Here is a 19228-nt window from a genome sequence, read left to right as displayed (position 1 = left end):
AACCATGGTACGACGAGTATATCTGGCATGGTTTTGGCGTGCTGGCTGCGGATCTGCGAAACAGGAAGTTCACGGACATGCAAATAGGATCCATCATTCGCCAAGCGGCTCTCTATTATGGCGATAAGCCCTGTATCGTCGAAGACGAACGCATAGTCAGCTTCCACGAATTCGACGCGCTGACAGACCAGATCGGCCATGCTCTGATCGCGGCGGGATTGCAGCCTAGCGACAGGGTCGGCGTTCTGCTGCCCAACGGTATCGACTGCCTCGCGGTCTACTACGCGATCGCCAAGGCAGGTCTTGTCCGGGTCTCGTTAAATACGCGGGAAACGCAGGATGATCATCAATATAAGTTGTCGGATAGCGGCAGTCGCGCGATCGTCCGCCTGCCCGAAGGCCCGGAGCTGGAAGTTGAAATCGACCTGGACGTGGCGCAACTGCTGCGCGCGGATGACCATGATGATGGTCCCTGCGCCATCGACCGCGCACTCGATGCGCCGTATCGTCTGGGCTATACCGGCGGGACGACCGGCCGTCCGAAAGCCGTTACCCTGACGACCCGCGGCGAACTGGCGGAACTTACCGCTTTCCTCGTCGACCTTGTTCCGGACATCGGCCCGGATGATAAGCTCCTGCATGCCGCGCCGATCGCCCATGCTTCGGGCGCTTTTTTCCTGCCTGCTCTCATCCGGGGCACGACAAGCATCGTCATGAGTAAATTTGACCCCGCTGCTTTCGTCAAACTGGCGGAAGAAACACGCGCGACGATGACCTTTCTCGTTCCGACCATGCTGGCCATGATATTGGAGGAGGAAAGCCTTGCAGGAGCCGACCTTGCCCTGCGCCGGATCGCATATGGCGCGTCGCCCCTTGCCCCCGCGTTGCTCGCAAGGGCCGAAGCGCGTTTTGGGCGCGTCTTCGCCCAGACCTATGGCCAGGCCGAAAGCCCGATGGTCATCACCTGCCTCAAGCCCGAGGACCATGACCGGATCAGCTCCTGCGGTCGCCCCTATACGGGCGTGGAGGTCGCGGTGTTCGATGACGAAGATCGCCCCCTGCCGCCTGGCCAGGCGGGCGAGATCGTGTGCCGCGGTCCGCAGACCATGGCCTATTACTGGGGGAGGCCCGAAGCTACGGAAGCCGCGTTCCGCAACGGCTGGCTTCACACGGGCGACATCGGCACGGTGGACGAGGACGGGTTCTACTATCTGCTCGACCGCAAGAATGACATGCTCATTTCGGGTGGCTACAATATCTATCCGCGTGAAGTGGAAGACGTGCTCCTTTCGTACGATGGCGTATTGGAAGTGGCCGTAGTCGGCCTTTCCGACGAAAAATGGGGTGACCGCGTCCATGCCGTGGTATCCGGTCGGCCGGACCTCGACCCGAACGCCCTGCTGCGGTTCGCAAAAGACCAGCTCGCCAACTATAAATGTCCCAAGTCCATCGACGTGTGGCCCGAACTGCCCAAGAGCGGGGCGAACAAGATCCTGCGCCGCGAAGTTCGCACGCGCCTTCTTGCAGAAGCGGGGGCCTGAGCGATGGACAGTCCGTCCCTCCGTTCAGACCATCCCGTCTCACCTTCAGCCGTGGCTCTCAACCCTCCCGCTGTTAGCATCAGGAGCAGCGGCCATGAGTGAAGGTGCAGTTGAACTAACCCTGGACGATGTCGACGCATTCATCTCGCTGATCGACAAGGCGGGTTGGCGGCAGATCATCGTGCGCGCCGATAATTTTCGAATCATCCTGTCCAAGGCTTCGGACTTGTCCGGCTTCAATTTCGAAAGCGCTGGCGAGCCGGCGCTGAAAGCCGCTGAAGTGGAAGCTGCGGATGCACCCGTCACCATCTTGCGCGCACCCCATCTGGGCACTGTCCTGTTCCATGACAAAGAGGGTGGAGAGCTGCCGGGGGTCGGTGACAGGGTCCATGCCGGGCAAGTCATCATCGCACTGCGCGTACTCGACCAGATCAGGCCGGTCCGGGCTCCCATCGATGGCGTGCTGAGCGAACTGCAGGTGCAGGACGGGGATCTGCTTGAATACGACCAGCCGCTGCTCTCCATCACTCCGGGGCCCTGATAGCGCATCCCGATGGGCAATGCGGCCTGAAGCCGGATCGCCGAGCGAACAGATTTCTACCCCGTCTCGAACGGATGGGCTGATGAATACCCAAGGAGAGCAGAATAATGGCGCATGTTCACTTTCTCGACGAGACGCTCCGCGATGGGCAGCAAAGTCTCTGGGGAATGCGGATGCAGGCCGGGATGGCCTTGCCAGCCGCCCCCTATCTTGACCGCACGGGCTTTCGGGTGGTGGATTTCAGCGGCTCCAATCAGTTCGAGGTGCTGATCCGGCATTGCCGGGAAAATCCCTGGGCAATGATGGATGCCATGATCGAGGCAATGCCGAATTCGACCATTCGATGCGGCATGCGGTCCAATGCGTCAGTCACGTTCCGCACGACACCCGACTCCCTCATGGACGCCTGGATGCGGCAGCTCAACCGACATGGCGCGCGAAGCTTCTGGATTTACGATGTCCTCTTCAACATTGACAAGATGTTGAGGCTTGCGGCGGTTGCCAAGGAATTCGGCTCCGAAGTGGCCGGCGCGATCATGTTCACGCTCTCACCCGTCCACGATGATGCCTATTATGCGGATAAGGTGAACAAGCTGTCGGTGTCTCCGAATGTCGATACGATTCTGCTCTATGACACGGCTGGTGTGCTGGAAAAGGAACGTCTCCAGACTCTCCTGCCCGCGATCATTGGTGCCGCGCGCGGCAAACCCATCGAATTTCATGCCAACAATATCCTGGGTCAGTCGGCCAAGGCCTATCTTGATGCGATAGATCTCGGCGTGTCGATCATCCACACCGCCAGCCGTCCGCTCGCCAACGGTCCTTCAGTTCCTTCGACCGAAATCATGGTCAACAACATAGAGCTGCTGGGTCACAGTCATGATCTGAACAAGGACATGCTGGCACCTGTCGCGGAACATTTCGAGCGCGTTGGCAAGGCCGCGGGCTTCCTCGTCAACCAGTATAATGAGTATGATATTCTTTCCATCCAGCATCAGATACCGGGCGGGATGACGGGTACGCTGAAGGCGCAGCTGGCTCAGCACGGCATGAGCGACAGGCTAACCGAAGTGCTGCACGAAGTAGCGCTCGTCCGGCGCGAACTGGGTTATCCCGGCATGGCGACGCCATTTAGCCAGTTGGTGGGAATTCAGGCGGTACTGAATGTCGTCAATGGCGAGCGCTACAAGATCGTGCCCGATGAGATCGTCGAATATGCTGCTGGCTATTATGGGGAAACCGTCGCTCCGATCGATGCCGAGGTGCTGGACCGGATAATGACCAGTTCGCGGGCGAAGGATATCCTTAACTCCCCGTCGGAACAGCCCAGCATAGAGGAATTGCGCAAGCGCTACGGCACCGATGACGATGACGAACTGATCCTGCGGGCGCTCATGCCAGAGAGCGATCTGGAACGGATGCGCGCCGCTGGTCCGCTCAAGCAGACCTTCCCGCTCCTCTCGTCGCGGGAATCCCAGATGATCGTGGACCTCGCGCGCACGATCAATTTGCCGCTCGTCCAATACAGCACCAATGGGCTTTCCGTCGAAATGGCTCGCTGAGAAGGAATAGTTGATGCGCCGCGCCGTCATCGTCGATCTCGTCCGGTCCCCGTTCATTCGCGCTCGTTCCGACAGCGTGTTTGCAGGACTGCACCCGGTCGATCTTTATGCCCAGATCTTGTCCGCACTGGTCGAGCGGACCGGCATCGATCCCGCGCTGGTAGAAGATGTTATCACCGGATGCGTCCTGCAGGTCGGCGAGCAGGCGGGTAATATCGGCAGGCAGGCGGTACTGGCGGCGGGCTTCCCCGACAGCGTGCCGGCGGTGACGCTCGACCGCAAATGCGGCTCCGGCCAACAGGCGATCGACTTCGCGGCCCAGGGCATAATCGCAGGCGCCTATGACGTAGTCATCGCCGGCGGGGTCGAAATGATGAGCCTTTTGCCCATGCGCGCCAATCGCATCGGTCGAGATTCGGAAGGGCCGCTTTTTCACCAGCGCTATCCCCAGGGGCTTGTACGCCAGGGCATCTCGGCGGAGCTGATCGCCGCCCGGTGGCAGGTTTCGCGCGACGATATGGACAAGCTCGCATTGCGTTCTCACCGGCTCGCCGCGAAGGCCGAGGATGACGGCCTGACCGGGCGGACGATCGTCCCCATTCAGGTTCAAAAGGATGAACTCTCTTGCGCCGTCGATCGCGACAGCGGCATCCGCCGCGATACCGACGCGCAAAGGCTTGCTGCTCTCCAGCCATCCTTCCAGGACGAGCAGATGGCCCTGCGCTTTCCGCAGATCGAGTGGAGCGTCACGGCCGGCAACTCCAGTCAGTTGACCGACGGTGCGGGTGCGGTGTTGATGATGGAGGAAATGACTGCGCTCCGCCTCGGCCTGACTCCGCGCGCAGCAATCACGCATTTCGCGGTGGTCGGGGACGACCCGCTCATCATGCTGGCTGGAATCATACCGGCCACGCGAAGGCTGCTTGGCAGAGCAGGGCTTTCCATCGATGCCATCGACGCATTCGAAGTCAACGAGGCGTTCGCGTCGGTGGTCCTTGCGTGGCTCAAGGAAACCGGCGCCACGCTCGACCGCTGCAACATATTGGGCGGCGCGATCGCATTGGGCCACCCGGTGGGCGCATCGGGCATCCGGCTGATGGCGAATCTGGTCACTGCGCTGGAAGTGAAGGCCGGCCGCTACGGTCTGCAAACCATGTGCGAATCCGGCGGACTGGCCAATGCGACCCTGATCGAACGCCTGTAGCCTTACTGGCGACCAACGCCAGAGGGCATCGTCAAGTTAACGGATTGAGCGCGCAGGAATCCGCAATTCCAAGATTTCACCCATTTGCAGCGGACACGGCGGCAGTGTCAAAAGGATGGCCGGTCAGAGAACGGCCTGCTAGCCGGAGGGGATGAGCAAGGCCGAGAATCCATTCCGATACTTCCATTCGTCACCAGATATCATCCGCATGGTCGTGATGCTGTACGTGCGATATCCGCTGTCGCTCAGGAACGTCGAGGACCTCCTTTTCGAGCGCGGTTACGACCTTTGCCACGAGACGGTTCGGCTGTGGTGGAACAGGTTCGGACCGATGTTTGCGGCCGACATTCGACGGCAGCGCGTCAGTCGAATGAAGGGCTTTCGCCAATGGCGGTGGCACCTCGACGAGATGTACGTGAAGCTGAACGGCGAGATGGTGTATCTTTGGCGCGCCGTTGATCACGAAGGTGAAGTCCTGGAGTCCTTCGTCACGAAGAAACGGGACAAATCTGCGGCTTTGACCTTCATGAAGAAAGCATTGAAACGCCACGGGAAGGTGGACACCATCGTTACCGATGGCCTGAAATCTTACCCGGCCGCGATGAAGGAACTCGGCAACCAGGACCGTCGCGAGATGGGGCGATGGCTGAACAACCGGGTTGAAAATTCGCACCTGCCATTCCGCCGACGAGAACGGGCGATGCAGCGATTTCGGCGAATGAAGTCACTGCGGAAATTCGCCTCGGTCCACGCCTCGATCTCCAACCATTTCAATCAGGAACGCCACCTCATCGATCGACAGACATTCAAAGCACGACGCTCGGCGGCGCTCGCCGAGTGGCAGAAGCTTGCGGCATAACTGATTGAAGGCCTAGCTGTTCTTGCGTCAAGTGGAGAGAAGTTAGCGTCGGACTGACAGCACCATCGGGATCAATACCGCGATATACAGTCCCTCCGGGGCATCGGCAGGAATCGGCTTTGCTGTGCCGGTCGACACGGTGATGCGCGTTGTGCCGCAGCTCATTTCCGAGGGGCGCTATACGCGGCCCAGCCTTGGCCTCGAAAGCGACGACGATATCAACGACCGGCTCAAGCGCGCTTCAGGGATCGAGGGTGTTTTTGTCCTGCGGGTCGATCCCGGGTCGGTAGCCGAGCGCGCCGGTCTGGTCGCAGCGCAGCGCACAAGGCGCGGCGTGGCTCCCGGGGACATCGTTACCGCTATGAACGGCAAACCTGTTTCGCGGGTCGGCGACCTGCTCGCCCGCCTTGACGACTTTCGGGTCGGGCAAAGCGTTGAACTGACGTTGATGCGCGGCGGCGAGGTGCGAACGGTCAGGCTCGAACTCGAACCGGGAAGTTGATGCACAAAGAAGGGCCGGTCCCATGGGCAGGACCGGCCCTCTTGGCTGCCATTAACTGGCGTAGATCGGGATCGTCTTGCGGCCTTTTGCCGCTTCTGAGGTACGCGGAACTCTAACGGTCAGAACACCGTTTCGGAAAGCGGCCTCGACCTTGTCTTCGTCAATCTGCGAGGGAAGACCGATGCGGCGCTCGAAGCGGCCGTAGCTGCGTTCGGAATAGCCGCGTTCCTCGTCGCTGGTCTCGGACTTCTTCTCACCCCGGATCACCAGTTGATGATCGTCCAGCCTGATTTCGATGTCTTTTTCCTCCATGCCCGGCAGTTCGGCCATGACACGGATTTCCTTGTCGTTCTCCGACAACTCCACACGCGGCCAGCCAATGCTGCGTCCGATGGACGGCAGCGAGGGCATGGAAAACCCGCGAAACATGTCGTCGAACAAGCGATTGATATCCCGGTGAAGCGACATCACCGGATGATCGACCCGCTCCTCCTGCCGGGGAACGATGTCCTGGCCCTGGCTTTTCCAGGGAATGAGATCGCGGATAGCCATCTCGACATTCCTCCTATTTTCCGACTGGTTTAGGCAAAGCCTCGTCAAGTGGGGCAGGTGCGGTTGCACCCACCCCGCCGAGGATTTGCCCGGTTATTGAGGCTCAGGCCGCCTTGTCTTCAGTCAGCTGCGGCGTGTCGTCATTGACGTGCTTGCTGCTTCCGATCGCGATCTTGCGCGGCTTGAGCGATTCCGGGACGATCCGCTGGAGCGAGATCGTCAACATGCCGTGCTCATAGTCCGCATCGCGCACTTCGACATAGTCGGCCAGCTGGAACCGGCGCTCGAACGCACGGGCAGCAATACCGCGATGCACGAAATCCACACCGTCTTCGTCTTTCTCGTCCTTCTGACCGGAGATGACGAGCTGGTTCTGCTGTGCGGTGATGTCGATTTCGTCCGGACGGAAGCCAGCAACCGCCAGAGTGATCCGGTAGCTGTCCTCGCCGGTGCGGACGATGTCGAAGGGTGGGTAGCTATCCTGCGTCTCAGCGCGGAAGCTGTTCTCGAGCGCATCGAAAAGCCGATCGAAGCCGACGGTCGAGCGGCGATAGGGGGTCAAATCAAATGCAGTTCTCATTTCCAAATCCTCCTTGTTGAGCAATCTGGGCATGAGAGGCGCCGGGAACCAAGAGCCGACGCCCTCTGTCCAACCGAACCCGTTATGGCATCCGGTACTGATAAAATTAGGAAACGCGCATTTGGTTTCAAGACCTGATAAAAACTTTTTATCGGTTTGTTTTCCGTGCCTTGCAAGAGAAATCCAGGCACACCGATAGAGGGGCGCCTGGCCTTCTTCCAGGAAAATATGTGGTAGGACGCAGTCCGTTCCTACGCGGTCAGCCGACCGCTGCTCGCGTGATCGGAAGCCCAGCTTTGCATCTGGTCCTTGAGCGCCAGTTTGAGCTTCTTCAGGCGGGCAATCAGAACTTCGTCAGGCCGGGTTCGCTTGCTTTCCAGTCGGATCTCGTCCTCCAGCCGCGCATGTTCGCGTGAAAGATACTCCAGATACCTGTCGGTCATCATCTCCTCCTCTCTCATTAGACATTAGACCGATTTTCTGATGTCGCCGTTTTCGGAACCTGCCTTTTTTCGAACAGCGTGTGCAGGCAGCTAAGCAGCACTGCCGTGCACTGGAGGATGGGAGAGCGCAGCGTGATACCGCGCTCTCCACACCCTGTTAGAAGTCCATCGCAGGCATCGGTGCGGGCGTGTCTTCCTTGGGCAGTTCGGCCACCAGCGCCTCGGTGGTGATCAGCAGCGAGGCGACTGAAGCCGCATCCTGCAGCGCTGTGCGCACCACCTTGGCCGGATCGATAACGCCCGACTTCACCAGGTCTTCATATTCGCCGGTCGCGGCGTTGAACCCGTGGTTGTAGTCGTCGCCCTCGAGCAGCTTGCCGACGATATAGGCACCGTCCTCGCCGGCGTTCTCGGCGATCTGACGTGCCGGCGCGCGCATCGCGCGGCGGACGATGTCGATACCCGACTGTTGGTCGTCATTGGCTGCCTTGAGGCCGTCGAGCGACTTCAGGGCACGCAGCAGCGCGATACCGCCGCCGGGCAAGATGCCTTCTTCGACAGCCGCACGGGTTGCGTGCAGCGCGTCATCGACGCGGTCCTTGCGCTCTTTGACTTCGACTTCGGTCGCGCCGCCGACACGTATCACGGCCACGCCGCCCGCCAGCTTGGCCACGCGTTCCTGCAGCTTTTCACGGTCGTAGTCGCTGGTCGTGGTCTCGATCTGGGCGCGGATCTGGCTGACCCGGGCGTCGATATCGGCACGGTTTCCGGCGCCATCGACAATGGTCGTGTTGTCCTTGTCGATGATGACCTTCTTGGCCCGGCCGAGCATGCCGATCGTGACGTTTTCGAGCTTGGTGCCGAGTTCCTCGCTGACGACGTTGCCGGCGGCAAGGATGGCAATGTCCTCGAGCATCGCCTTTCTGCGATCGCCGAAGCCCGGAGCCTTGACGGCAGCGACCTTCAGGCCGCCACGCAGCTTGTTGACCACGAGAGTCGCCAGCGCCTCGCCTTCGACGTCTTCCGCGATGATGAGCAGCGGTTTGCCGGACTGCACGACCTGCTCAAGCAAAGGAATCATTGCCTGGAGATTCGACAGCTTCTTCTCGTGAATGAGGATGTACGGATCCTCGAGTTCCACCTTCAGCTTTTCGGCATTGGTCACGAAATAGGGCGAGAGATAGCCGCGGTCGAACTGCATGCCCTCGACGGTTTCGAGCTCCGTCTCAAGGCTCTTGGCTTCCTCGACCGTGATCACGCCTTCATTGCCGACCTTCTCCATCGCCTCGGCAAGGATTCGGCCGACGGTTTCGTCGCCATTGGCGGAAATGGTTGCGACCTGCGCGATCTCGCTGTTGGCCGACACCTTCTTAGCATGGCTTTCGAGGTCCTTGACCACGGTGCCGACGGCGAGGTCGATACCGCGCTTCAGGTCCATCGGGTTCATGCCGGCAGCAACCGCCTTGGCACCTTCGCGCACGATGGCTTGGGCCAGAACGGTGGCGGTGGTCGTGCCGTCACCCGCCTTGTCGTTCTGCTTGCTGGCGACTTCGCGCAGCATCTGCGCGCCCATGTTTTCGAACTTGTCCTTGAGTTCGATTTCCTTGGCAACGGTGACGCCATCCTTGGTGATGCGGGGAGCGCCGAAGCTCTTCTCGATCACCACGTTGCGCCCCTTGGGGCCGAGAGTTACCTTGACCGCATTTGCAAGCGTATCCACGCCGCGCAGCATGCGATCACGCGCGTCAGACGCAAACTTTACTTCCTTCGCAGCCATTTTGGCCTGCTCCTTTCTCTTCTTTCGATTGAACTGAAGATTGGGTTGATTGCTTACGCCGCCTTCTTGAGTTCGGCGGTGGTTTCGATGATGCCGAGAATGTCGCTCTCCTTCATGATGAGCAGGTCCTCGCCATCAATCCGCACTTCGGTGCCGGACCACTTGCCGAACAGGACGCGGTCGCCTGCCTTGACGGCGGGTTCCACCAGCTTCCCGGAATCAACACGCGCACCAGGGCCCACGGCGACGACTTCGCCTTCCATCGGCTTTTCCTTGGCGGTGTCGGGGATGATAATGCCGCCGGCCGTCTTTTCTTCGGCCTCAATGCGGCGAACCAGCACGCGATCGTGCAAAGGTCGGAAATGCATGCATAACCTCCATTACAAAGCGAAATGACTTACAGCGCCTCCACCGGATGATCGGCAGGAGGCAGTGCGCGATCTAGTTTTGCTGAAAACGGCTTCAAGAGGTCCAAACCAAATTTTTTGGCACTCGCCGATTGCGACTGCCAATGGGCACTTTCCGTACGCCTTATCAGGGTCTTGACGGTCTGAAATGGACTCAACAAAATATGGTGAGCGGAGCAATCCGCAGTGAGTGATCAGCGGCAAGGCAGAAAGGAGGATGTTCCTATGTCGCAACCATTCGCGCGCTACCTGCATCCGTTCGATGTAGCGCATCATCCCTCGCTTGAGCCCGAAGTGAAGCGAGCCATCCTGGCTTCCTGGGCGTCCGATCGGCATGCCGTCGAAAATCATCCTGCAATGCGCCAGTCTCCCGAACTCAAAGCTCCGGTTTCCGTTGACGATGTATTCGCGGCACTGCGCTCGCTCGACGGCCCAGACAGCCAGCCCACCTTGCAATGACCGACCGCGCTTTCCTGGTTCAGCTAGAAGGATACGGGCTGACCACGGCAGAAATCTGCTATTTCATGCCGGATCACCCCTCGCTCCTGCAGATTTATGCCTGGCAGGAATACGATGCAGCACCGGATTTTCCGGTGCTGTTCGATTTCCTCGCGCATTGGCGGCGCGAGATCGAGGCGGAGATAAGGTCAGTCCGAATCGCCCATGAGAAAATGATCCGGCCAGCGAGCTGGCGTTCGGCGGACGGCGTGATCTCGTGGGAGTAGCAGAGCCGGGTGATTGAGCTTGCAGGCCCGTATTCATGCTAATGGAAACGAACTGCTGACTAGCAAAATCTAGAAACCTTCGCCCACTTGAGAGGCAGCTTTCCCATTTTCTCGCACTGAAAGCTGCCAGTCGGTTTCCGGCCCAACACTCGCCGGTACAAGCGCAAAGAGATATATCTGCGGGAAATCTCAATGACGAGACCTGCTCGTCACTGGACCAAACCAGGAGCCCCCACGATATGGAGTAGCTTGTCAGGGTTCCGTGTCTTGTAGATGGCGGTTATCCGGCCGTCATCGATTTCAAATGCCGTTGTCTGCAAGATGCCATTGTACCTGCTGACGTACCCTGGCAGCCCATCGATCCAGACGCGCTGAACAATGATTTCGGAACTGCCGTACTTCCTGAACAAGCCCGCATAGAGGCGCAGTGACTTCTCAATACCGACGATTGCGTTCGGGAACGCATGAACCTTCCCACCTCCGTCCGAAACGACCTTCACTGCTTCGCCGAGGATTGCCTGAAGCGCGGCAATGTTGCCGGTGCTTGTGGCGTCAAAGAACGCCTTCGCAATCCGATCTCCTTCTTCGCGATCGACGCTGTAACGCGGTCTGTCCAATTGCACATTGCGCCGGGCGCGTGAGGCCAGCTGCCTGACCGCCGCCACGTCGCGGTCGAGGGTTGCTGCGATCTCAGCCATCGGTGTGTCGAACACGTCATGCAGCAGAAACGCCGCGCGCTCCAAGGGTGACAGTCGTTCGAGAGCCAGCATCAAGGTCAAGGTCAGGTTATCGGCTCTGAGATCGTCATCTGGCTCCGGAAGGGGATCGGGCAACCAGCTGCCGATGTAGGTTTCGCGGCGAACGCGGGCAGACTTCATCGCATCAAGGCAGAGTCGGGTGACGATCCGGCTAAGAAATGCGGACGCATTCTGCACTGCCCACAGGTCCGTGCGCTGCCAGCGTAGCCAGGCGTCCTGCACGACGTCCTGCGCCTCGCTGACCGAACTCAGCATGCGATAGGCCAAGCGCAGCAGCCGCGGTCGTTGCGTCTCGAATATTTCAGTCGCGTCAGGCAGTTGGCGCATGACTTTTCCCGGTCGGATGAATGGCGCGCAGGCCTACCTGCAACCGGTTCCACAGGTTGATCGATCCGATGGCCAAGGTCAGATGGACCCGTTCCACTTCATCGAACGCTGCCTCGACGAGTGCATAATCATCGTCCGGTGCTCCGGTGCGCGAAACGTTCGTCAGTGCTTCAGTCCATGCCAGAGCGGCCCGTTCGCGCGCCGAATAAAGCGAGGATTCACGCCAGGCGTCGAGCAGATAGATGCGCATCTCGCTCTCGCCATTGGCCCGCGCCTCAATGGCGTGCATGTGCAGGCAATAAGCGCAGCCGTTCATTTGCGAGGCGCGCAATTTCACGAGCTGGAGCACGGTCTTGTCCAGGCTTGCGGCAATGGCGCCTTCGACCGCGTACATGCCTTTGATGGCAGCGGCGGCCTTCGCAAAAGGATTGTCGATACGGGGTACCATTAGGAATCTCCGTTCTGTCCTATATCAGGTTTCGTGTCAGAGCAGACCTTCGGTTCGAAGGGCTGCGATGACCGCTGGCCGCTCACGCATACGCTCGCGCAAATGCGCCATTGGCCCGGGAACGGCGACCTCGAAGCGCTTGGCCCACTCCAGCATGACGAACAGATAGAAGTCGGCCACCGTGGGCTGGTCGCCAAAGAGGAAGGGCCCCTTCATTTCATTACTCATCAGGGTCAACAGGCCGGTCACCGTCTCAGCAGCCCGCGCTCGCTCGGCCTCCGAGCCGCCGTGCCACATCGGTTTGAATGCGCGGTGCAGTTCGGTCGAAATGAAGGCCAGTGCCTCTACCAGCCGGCTTCGTCCGAGCGGACCCGGTGGCGCGAGATGCGGATGCAGGGTCGCCAGATAATCGAGCACGGCGATGTTTTCGGTAAGTAGCTGCCCATCTGCCAAAGTCAGGGCTGGAACATATCCTTTTGCGCTCACCGTCCTGAAGTCGATCCCGCTTTCCGTCATGTGAGTGCGAATGTTCACACGCTCAATATCGAACGGATCGCCGATCTCATGAAGCGCGATGTGATCAGCCAGGCTGCAGGCAGCCGGCGCATAGTAGAGTTTCATCCGGCTCATGTCCGCAACTCCCCGCGATCCAGGAAGGTCTGGAACGCCGTTGGTGCGATCAGGGCAGGTCCGGCGGGGATCAACGACAATTCGTCGAGCACCACTCCGAAATATGCGGCAGTATCATCCGATACCACGACGCGAGGATCGCCTGCAGCGGTCAGGAATCGGGCGACCATGACTGAGATCGGCTGACGCTCCGGTCCGGCAATCTCGACCACTGCGTTCGCTGGTTCGGCCAGGGCAATGTCGGCAACGGCGATCGCAACATCGTCGGAAATGATCGGCTGGATTAAGGCCGATGACAGGCGAACGGTGCCGCCTTCCGTGGCACCGTTCGCAATCGCTCCCATGAATTCGAAGAACTGCGTGGAGTGGATGATCGTATAGGGAGTTCCGGATGCCTTGATCAGCTCCTCCTGCGCCTGTTTGGCGCGAAAGTAACCGCTCGCCTGCAATTTCTCCGTGCCCACTACCGACAGCGCGATGTGGTGGTGCACACCTGCCTTGCTAGCGGCGGCAAGCAGATTCCTACCCGAAACCTGGAAGAATTCCATCGCTGTGGCATCTTCGAACGAAGGAGAGTTGGCGAGGTCGATGACGATCGAAGCCCCTTCCAGAGCGGTGTCCAGCCCGTCACCAGTGATGGTATCGACGCCGGTCGAGGGCGCGGCTGCGATCGCTTCGTGGCCGCGTGCGTTCAACTCTGCGACCGTTTTTGAACCGATCAGGCCGGTTCCTCCGATGATGACAATCTTCATGTTCGTGGCTCCTTTGGGATGCTTCACGAACAAGACGATGCGAAGCAGGCCAACGTGACATGGACCCGTGCATTTTTCTGCAGAGTACTAACTGGATTGCGATGAACGGGCTCTCAGAGAGGCGGCTTTACGACAGTGCATCTGAAGCATATCAACGCGTGCCAATTTCAGTTTTCAGTTCGAGGGACCCTCATGCCGTCCAGTTTTGAAACCTTCGCGGCGCTACATGTCCCGGGAAGCCCGCTCGTGCTGTATAATATCTGGGATGCCGGCAGCGCCAATGCTGTCGCTGCGGCTGGAGCGAAAGCTCTCGCAACCGGTAGCCATCCTGTCGGGGACGCGAGTGGCTTCGGTGACGGTCATAAGGTTCCCCTCGACTATGTCATCGAAAATGCCCGGCGAATTCTCGCCGCAACGGACCTTCCGCTGACGGTTGATTTCGAAGGTGGGTACTCCGTCGATCCGGCGCGAGGGGCTGCAAATGTCACCAGACTGAAAGAAGCAGGTGTGATTGGGTGCAACTTCGAAGATCAGGTGATCGGGGGTGAAGGTTTGCACCCCCTGGAAGTGCAGATAGAGCGAATATCCGCCATCCGGCGTGCAGTTGGCCAGGATTTTTTCCTCAACGCGCGAACCGACCTTTTTCTCAAGTCCTCCGATCATGACGAAGAACTCGTCGATCGCGTGATCGAGCGCGGTCAGGCATTTGCAGAAGCGGGTGCTAGCGGCTTTTTCGTTCCGCGCCTGGCTGACCCGAAGCAGGTTGAGCGAGTGGTGCGTGAGGTCCCGCTGCCGCTCAACCTGATCGCTTTTCCCGGCGCTCCTTCAAAGCAGGAATGGACGAAGGCTGGTGTAGCTCGAATAAGTCACGGGCCTTTTCCGTTTCGAAGGCTGATGGAGCAACTCCAGGATAACGCTCGCAAAGCCATGGCTTAAGGGGTTCTGCCCAACTGGTGAGAGAGCCTGCCAGCAACCCTGATCAAGGCACGTATTCGGCCACTTGAGCAGATGGGCCAGTAAAACGAAGAACCAGGCACGAACCTTAGGCCAGGCGGAACTAACCGGACGAAATGATCGCCGTGATACTTGTCACAACCCCGTGACCTGTGTTTATTCCCCAGCAAGGGCGACTTCAGCTTTGGTAAGCTGCTCGTCCAAAAGCTGCCAGTCCGTAACCGGCCCAGTTTAAGGCATTCGGCGGCCCGCCTTCAGCGGGACCGCCGATCAGTTCAATGCCACCCCGATGCGCAGGCCTGTCGCGAACTCTGGTGCACCTTCGGTAAGACCTGCGGAGCCATAGACACCAAGCGACAGAGCTTTGCCAATGCGGCTGTTCAGACCAGTGATCAGACGTTGGTCACTGGTAACCAGTTCGCTTGCGTTGTCGGCATAGCGGTAGGACACGTAAGCTTGTGTCTGGCTGCCAATCATAGCCGCAAGTCCTCCTGACGCGGCATAGCTGTCCTGCAACGAGTAGCCATCCGGGCTACCGGGCAGCGTATAGGTGAAGCTAGCGAAAGGTATGATGCCGCCGGAAAGCGGCTTCGATACTTCCGCCCCGAGGGTGTAGTCGGTTTCACCAGTGCCGAGATTGTCCTCTGCGGTCGGCAATTTGACCGAACCTGAAAGCGCCATGTTCACAATGTTCGTCGGGATAGAATAAACTGCGCCAATCTCGAGATCGCCCCAACCTTCGCGCGTGACGTTCTCGCCTTGCGGCTGGTTCGGATCGAACAGGATTGGCAGGCCGAGGACCCCACCCGGGACGACGTTTGCAGGGCCCTCGACCCGTCGATAGGGCAATGTCGCGATAAGCTGGAGGTCTCCTGTCGTCACCTTGAGGCTGGTCGGGACGGACAAAATGTTGATCTTTGTATCGGTGCCATAGTCGCCTTCTTCATATTCGACACCGCTCGATACCTCGATCTTGGGTCCATCGTTCTTCTCGGGGGCAACGGGTACGCCACTCTCATTGGCGAGCGCTGACACGGGCATGAGAAGAAGCGAAAGGGAAAGCAGGCAGCGCATGATTCTGGTCCTGTCATATTGACGCAAGCCAAGGTCACGCAAAGCAGCCGCCTCGCGTGCTAAAGCTTCCGTGGTGCTGTAATTGTCGTTCCAAGATGCTCCTGGAGAAACGTATGCTTCTCCAGGAGCACTGACGGTCGGGGGTTTATTCGGCTGTGGGTTCCTCAGCCTGCTGCTCGGCGACCTGGCGAACTTCGCCTTCGCTCATTGCGGACACTAGCGCATCGCCGCTGGCACTGAAATTGCCAGCCGGGAGCAAGGCATTCATGCCATCGACATTGACGAGCACCTGCTCGACCTGTCCTTGCGCATTGGCAACAACCTGGCTTACAGCGCCCAGCGTATTGCCATCGGGTCCGGAGACAGGCGTGCCGCTAGCAATTGCGAAGGCTCCATCGACCTGCGCAGCAGCACTGCCCGCGGCGGCGAGTTGACCGGCGGCAAGTCCGGTAATGCCATTGGCCGAACCCTGAGCGGTGCCGGAGACATTGCCCGCGACGTTCGCTGCGGTGTTCGCTGCACCATTAACCGTACCCTGGGCCTGAGTGGCAACGCTGCTCGCGGCCCCAACTGCAGAGCCCACAGTCGAGCGAACCTGATCGGTTCCGATCAACTGGGCATTGGCGCTGCCGCTACCTGAGGCCGATCCACTAGCCGAACCGGTTCCGGTAATATTTCCGACAGGGGCCTGGGTGGCGTGAGCAACCGAGCCTGCAATGCCAGCGTCTGCGCTACCATTGGCCGCAACGCTGCCGCTTCGCGTATCGACCGACTTGTTACCGTCCGCCTTAGCGGTGGCATCGACTGTGCCGCGCGTCGCGGATCGCACGGTCTCGGTCGGCGCGCTCAGCGGGCCGCCGATGGAGCCTTGACCGTTCAGGGTGCCGCCAATCATTCCGCCAAGGCCGCCACCACCGCCCAGAATCTGGGCGTGGGCAGGGGCCGCAGCAGCAAGAGCGACGATTGCGGTAGAGATAAAGAAGGTCTTCATGATCCTGTCCTTTCATCGATTAGGGAACGGGGCTTGGTCCGTCCGTTCGATGAGAAAACGGATCGCGTCGGACGTTTAATTCATGGCAGGCAAAAAAATTTCACGGACGGCAATCGCCGCATAGAAGGCCGCGACCGTAGGTATCGTCGGTGCCCTTCTTGCCGAGATCTATGGCTTCCTTATCGAGCTGCGTGATGATCTGTGATCTGTCGCCGGGATAGGCGGCGACTCTAGCGGCCACCAAAGGCACGGCAAACGAGGTGCCGCGTACTCGCGTACGCTCGCCCTCAGCGTTGCGGACACGCAGACCAGCGCCGGGCGCGGCGTAATCGAGATGTCTGGCCTTGCCAGCCTCGATCAAAGCGCGATTACGCCCGTCGACGGCCGTCACAGCCAATACGCTGTCATAGGACGCCGGATAGGCGGGCGGTGCCGCAGGACCATCGTTTCCGACTGCGGCGACAACGATCACGCCCTCGCGCTGCACAGAGGCGACCGCTCTTTCCAGCAAGGCGTTGCGGGGGCCGACCAGACTGATCGAGATCACTTTGGCACCGCCCTTGGTCAGCCAACCCAGTGCCTGGGCAATGGCCAACGCATTGCCGCCTGCTGGGTCATTACCGTAAACATCGGCCACGCGAATGTCCTTCACGCCCGCGTGTTCGAGGAGTGAGACGATCGCGCTGCCGTGATTGCTTGGATAAGGTGCGCCTTGGGCAAAGCCGCGCATGGCCGACGGCCTGACATGATTACCAGGCGCACCGTCGATCATGCCGACGGCAGAACGAATGGATGCTGTCGACGAGGTCAACATCGCCAGCGGGGGCGATGCGTTCGAACCACTAGCCGGGAAGTGAAGATTATCTGCGCTAATGGTGGCATCGGGTAACAGGGCCTGCAACGTTTTTTCAGCATCCGCCAACGAAAGTGAGCTGGGAACGCTCAGCCGCACCAGCCCTATATCCAGGCCGTCGATTTGCTCGGCACCCCGAATGACAAATCCTGCCTGCTGGGCAATGGCCAGCGCATCGGGATCAGCATCGAGAAGGAACAGCTCTCCGCGTCGTGCTGGATCGCCATTACGGTCCCGTTCCACGGCATCAGCATGATTACGCAAAAGGTTCGCAATCCTGTTGTCGCGAATGCGCAGCAGCTTGCCTGAAGCCCGCGCGATGCCGGCATTCGTATCCTCAAGCGTATCGCTGATCGTGTCCGTGACATCGCCCAGCGGCGGCAGGCCGATTGGCGGCAAGCCCAGTTGTGCCGTTGCCGGCATGGCTGTTGCCGCTAGAGCGGCCATAATCAGAAGGTAAATGGGTCTCATCGGTGCCATTGTTCAAAATTCTGCCTTAAGCATGGATGAAACGCACGGGCTCATCCGTTTAATCCATGAAAGGCAGAGAAACCCTGAGCAATCGTTTCGAAGATGGCGTGCTGGCCCTGTTGCCCCGGTTGCGGCGTTTCGCAATCGGCCTGTCGCGCGATCGGTCCGATGGAGACGATCTCTGCCAGATGACCATCGAGCGCGCTCTATCTCGTCGCGAAAGTTACGAGCCCGGCACGCGTCTCGACAGCTGGATGTACCGGATCATGCGGAATTTGTGGATTGACGAGCAACGTGCACGGCAACGCCGATCGCAGACATTCGCGTCGGAAGAGGCGGGTGTTTCCATAGGTGCTGTCGGTGGACAGGAAGCTGCAGTGGAGATCAACGATGTCGACCGTGCCCTGACGAGCTTGCCCGATGACCAGCGCGAGGCTGTGCTTCTGGTGATGGTGGAAGGCTATAGCTATCGCGAAGCGGCCGAGATCGTCGGATGCCCGGTGGGAACGTTGAATTCCCGTCTGGTTCGGGGACGCGATGCCTTGCTCGCGAAACTGGGGGAAGTGGCATGAGCGTGACTCGCGAAGAACTGGCGGCGTTTGCCGACGGCGAACTCGATCCCAAGCAGCACGCTGAAATCGAACGTGCCGTGGAGGCTGACCCGGAACTGGCGCGGGAGGTGGCCGCGCATCGCGCGCTGCGTGCCCGGCTGTCAGCGCATTACGCGCCGATTCTTGATGAATCTGTGCCGGAAAGTCTTGCCGCACTGTTGCGTCGCGAGGACAACGTCGTCGATCTGGCGGATCAACGCAAAGCCCGGTCTGGCATCCCGCGTTGGGGATGGATAGCGGGACCTGCCCTTGCGGCATGCCTTATCCTGGCCTTGTTCATCCCTCTTGGTTCTGCTCCCGAAGGATATGCCAGCCAACAGATTGCGACGGCTCTCGACGATCAGCTTGTCGCCACGCAACCTGCGAGTGCGCCCGTTCGTGTCCTGCTCAGTTTTCATGATGGTTCCGGTGCCTATTGCCGAGCCTTCGCTGCTGCCGAACAGGGCGGGATAGCGTGCAAGGATACGCAGGGTTGGCGTGTGCTGGAACGCCTTGACGGCGATAACATCAAGAATGGCGAATATCGTCAGGCCGGCACTGTCAGCGCTCAACTGATGGCACATGTGCAAGAGATGGCAAGCGGTCCTGCGCTTGATGCGGAACAGGAAGCAGTGGCGAAGGGAAGGCTTTGGAAACCAAGTGAGTGAATGTCCGTGATTTGGTTAT

General features: G+C 59.6%; 23 protein-coding genes. 11 read left to right on the top strand and 12 right to left on the bottom strand.

The window, feature by feature from the left end:
* Positions 1 to 77: 77 nt before the first annotated feature.
* From EKN06_RS12095 to EKN06_RS12070, 6 genes are all read left to right on the top strand, one after another.
* Positions 78 to 1541 carry an AMP-binding protein gene (locus EKN06_RS12095; RefSeq protein WP_127613163.1) on the top strand — a complete coding sequence of 488 codons (1464 nt, stop codon included), beginning with the start codon at positions 78 to 80 and terminating at the stop codon, positions 1539 to 1541.
* Between the two features lie 94 nt (positions 1542 to 1635).
* Positions 1636 to 2082, top strand: coding sequence for a biotin/lipoyl-containing protein (locus EKN06_RS12090; RefSeq protein ID WP_127613162.1), 447 nt, complete (start codon positions 1636 to 1638; stop codon positions 2080 to 2082).
* 173 nt (positions 2083 to 2255) lie between these two features.
* Positions 2256 to 3644, top strand: a complete 1389-nt coding sequence (locus EKN06_RS12085; RefSeq protein WP_240654889.1) for a pyruvate carboxylase — start codon at positions 2256 to 2258, stop codon at positions 3642 to 3644.
* Positions 3645 to 3657: 13 nt separating this feature from the next.
* On the top strand, positions 3658 to 4848 hold the full coding sequence (locus EKN06_RS12080) for a thiolase family protein (protein WP_127613160.1): 1191 nt from the start codon (positions 3658 to 3660) through the stop codon (positions 4846 to 4848).
* A 151-nt stretch (positions 4849 to 4999) separates the two neighbouring features.
* Positions 5000 to 5707 carry an IS6 family transposase gene (locus EKN06_RS12075; protein WP_127613159.1) on the top strand — a complete coding sequence of 236 codons (708 nt, stop codon included), beginning with the start codon at positions 5000 to 5002 and terminating at the stop codon, positions 5705 to 5707.
* Between the two features lie 124 nt (positions 5708 to 5831).
* On the top strand, positions 5832 to 6209 hold the full coding sequence (locus EKN06_RS12070) for a S1C family serine protease (RefSeq protein WP_240654886.1): 378 nt from the start codon (positions 5832 to 5834) through the stop codon (positions 6207 to 6209).
* Between the two features lie 51 nt (positions 6210 to 6260).
* Here EKN06_RS12070 and EKN06_RS12065 read toward each other — a convergent pair whose 3' ends face one another.
* From EKN06_RS12065 to groES, 5 genes are all read right to left on the bottom strand, one after another.
* On the bottom strand, positions 6261 to 6761 hold the full coding sequence (locus tag EKN06_RS12065) for an Hsp20/alpha crystallin family protein (RefSeq protein WP_127613158.1): 501 nt from the start codon (positions 6759 to 6761) through the stop codon (positions 6261 to 6263).
* 103 nt (positions 6762 to 6864) lie between these two features.
* Positions 6865 to 7374 carry an Hsp20 family protein gene (locus tag EKN06_RS12060; RefSeq protein WP_276317285.1) on the bottom strand — a complete coding sequence of 170 codons (510 nt, stop codon included), beginning with the start codon at positions 7372 to 7374 and terminating at the stop codon, positions 6865 to 6867.
* Positions 7375 to 7592: 218 nt separating this feature from the next.
* Positions 7593 to 7784, bottom strand: coding sequence for a DUF465 domain-containing protein (locus tag EKN06_RS12055; protein WP_066560826.1), 192 nt, complete (start codon positions 7782 to 7784; stop codon positions 7593 to 7595).
* A 157-nt stretch (positions 7785 to 7941) separates the two neighbouring features.
* Positions 7942 to 9561, bottom strand: a complete 1620-nt coding sequence (gene groL / locus EKN06_RS12050; RefSeq protein ID WP_127613157.1) for a chaperonin GroEL — start codon at positions 9559 to 9561, stop codon at positions 7942 to 7944.
* A 53-nt stretch (positions 9562 to 9614) separates the two neighbouring features.
* Positions 9615 to 9929 carry a co-chaperone GroES gene (groES, locus tag EKN06_RS12045; RefSeq protein ID WP_127613156.1) on the bottom strand — a complete coding sequence of 105 codons (315 nt, stop codon included), beginning with the start codon at positions 9927 to 9929 and terminating at the stop codon, positions 9615 to 9617.
* A gap of 264 nt (positions 9930 to 10193) precedes the next feature.
* Here groES and EKN06_RS12040 point away from each other — a divergent pair, with 264 nt between their 5' ends.
* Together EKN06_RS12040 and EKN06_RS12035 are read left to right on the top strand one after the other, a co-directional pair.
* Positions 10194 to 10427 carry a hypothetical protein gene (locus EKN06_RS12040; RefSeq protein ID WP_127613155.1) on the top strand — a complete coding sequence of 78 codons (234 nt, stop codon included), beginning with the start codon at positions 10194 to 10196 and terminating at the stop codon, positions 10425 to 10427.
* A complete protein-coding gene (locus EKN06_RS12035; protein ID WP_007013261.1) occupies positions 10424 to 10693 on the top strand; it encodes an usg protein in 270 nt (89 codons plus the stop codon). Before EKN06_RS12040 ends, EKN06_RS12035 begins: the two co-directional genes overlap by 4 nt.
* A 209-nt stretch (positions 10694 to 10902) precedes the next feature.
* Here EKN06_RS12035 and EKN06_RS12030 read toward each other — a convergent pair whose 3' ends face one another.
* Genes EKN06_RS12030 through EKN06_RS12015 form a run of 4 tightly spaced genes read right to left on the bottom strand, consistent with a single transcriptional unit; the run spans position 10903 to position 13608 of the window.
* Complete coding sequence (locus EKN06_RS12030; RefSeq protein WP_127613154.1) at positions 10903 to 11778, bottom strand: sigma-70 family RNA polymerase sigma factor; 876 nt, start codon at positions 11776 to 11778, stop codon at positions 10903 to 10905.
* Positions 11762 to 12226, bottom strand: coding sequence for a carboxymuconolactone decarboxylase family protein (locus tag EKN06_RS12025; RefSeq protein WP_127613153.1), 465 nt, complete (start codon positions 12224 to 12226; stop codon positions 11762 to 11764). The genes EKN06_RS12030 and EKN06_RS12025 overlap by 17 nt, the downstream gene beginning before the upstream one ends.
* Before the next feature lie 36 nt (positions 12227 to 12262).
* Positions 12263 to 12856, bottom strand: a complete 594-nt coding sequence (locus EKN06_RS12020) for a glutathione S-transferase C-terminal domain-containing protein (RefSeq protein WP_240654883.1) — start codon at positions 12854 to 12856, stop codon at positions 12263 to 12265.
* Positions 12853 to 13608: an SDR family oxidoreductase gene (locus tag EKN06_RS12015; protein ID WP_127613152.1), complete on the bottom strand. Its 756-nt coding sequence runs from the start codon at positions 13606 to 13608 to the stop codon at positions 12853 to 12855. Before EKN06_RS12015 ends, EKN06_RS12020 begins: the two co-directional genes overlap by 4 nt.
* Positions 13609 to 13800: 192 nt before the next feature.
* On the opposite strand from EKN06_RS12015, the gene EKN06_RS12010 reads away from it, so the two are divergent.
* Positions 13801 to 14544 carry an isocitrate lyase/PEP mutase family protein gene (locus EKN06_RS12010; RefSeq protein WP_127613190.1) on the top strand — a complete coding sequence of 248 codons (744 nt, stop codon included), beginning with the start codon at positions 13801 to 13803 and terminating at the stop codon, positions 14542 to 14544.
* A 288-nt stretch (positions 14545 to 14832) separates the two neighbouring features.
* On the opposite strand, the gene EKN06_RS12005 is transcribed toward EKN06_RS12010, so the two are convergent.
* From EKN06_RS12005 to EKN06_RS11995, 3 genes are all read right to left on the bottom strand, one after another.
* On the bottom strand, positions 14833 to 15636 hold the full coding sequence (locus EKN06_RS12005; RefSeq protein WP_127613151.1) for a hypothetical protein: 804 nt from the start codon (positions 15634 to 15636) through the stop codon (positions 14833 to 14835).
* Positions 15637 to 15781: 145 nt separating this feature from the next.
* Complete coding sequence (locus EKN06_RS12000) at positions 15782 to 16627, bottom strand: hypothetical protein (RefSeq protein ID WP_127613150.1); 846 nt, start codon at positions 16625 to 16627, stop codon at positions 15782 to 15784.
* Between the two features lie 100 nt (positions 16628 to 16727).
* Positions 16728 to 17903, bottom strand: coding sequence for a S8 family serine peptidase (locus EKN06_RS11995; protein ID WP_240654880.1), 1176 nt, complete (start codon positions 17901 to 17903; stop codon positions 16728 to 16730).
* Between the two features lie 113 nt (positions 17904 to 18016).
* Between EKN06_RS11995 and EKN06_RS11990 the strand changes: the two genes are divergently transcribed.
* Both EKN06_RS11990 and EKN06_RS11985 read left to right on the top strand, forming a co-directional pair.
* A complete protein-coding gene (locus EKN06_RS11990) occupies positions 18017 to 18523 on the top strand; it encodes a sigma-70 family RNA polymerase sigma factor (protein ID WP_127613148.1) in 507 nt (168 codons plus the stop codon).
* Positions 18520 to 19209: an anti-sigma factor family protein gene (locus EKN06_RS11985; RefSeq protein WP_127613147.1), complete on the top strand. Its 690-nt coding sequence runs from the start codon at positions 18520 to 18522 to the stop codon at positions 19207 to 19209. The genes EKN06_RS11990 and EKN06_RS11985 overlap by 4 nt, the downstream gene beginning before the upstream one ends.
* The last annotated feature ends 19 nt before the right edge of the window (positions 19210 to 19228 follow it).

This window comes from Croceicoccus ponticola, from assembly GCF_004004515.1.
GTDB lineage: Bacteria > Pseudomonadota > Alphaproteobacteria > Sphingomonadales > Sphingomonadaceae > Croceicoccus > Croceicoccus ponticola.
This window is presented reverse-complemented; position numbering and strand designations above follow the sequence as displayed.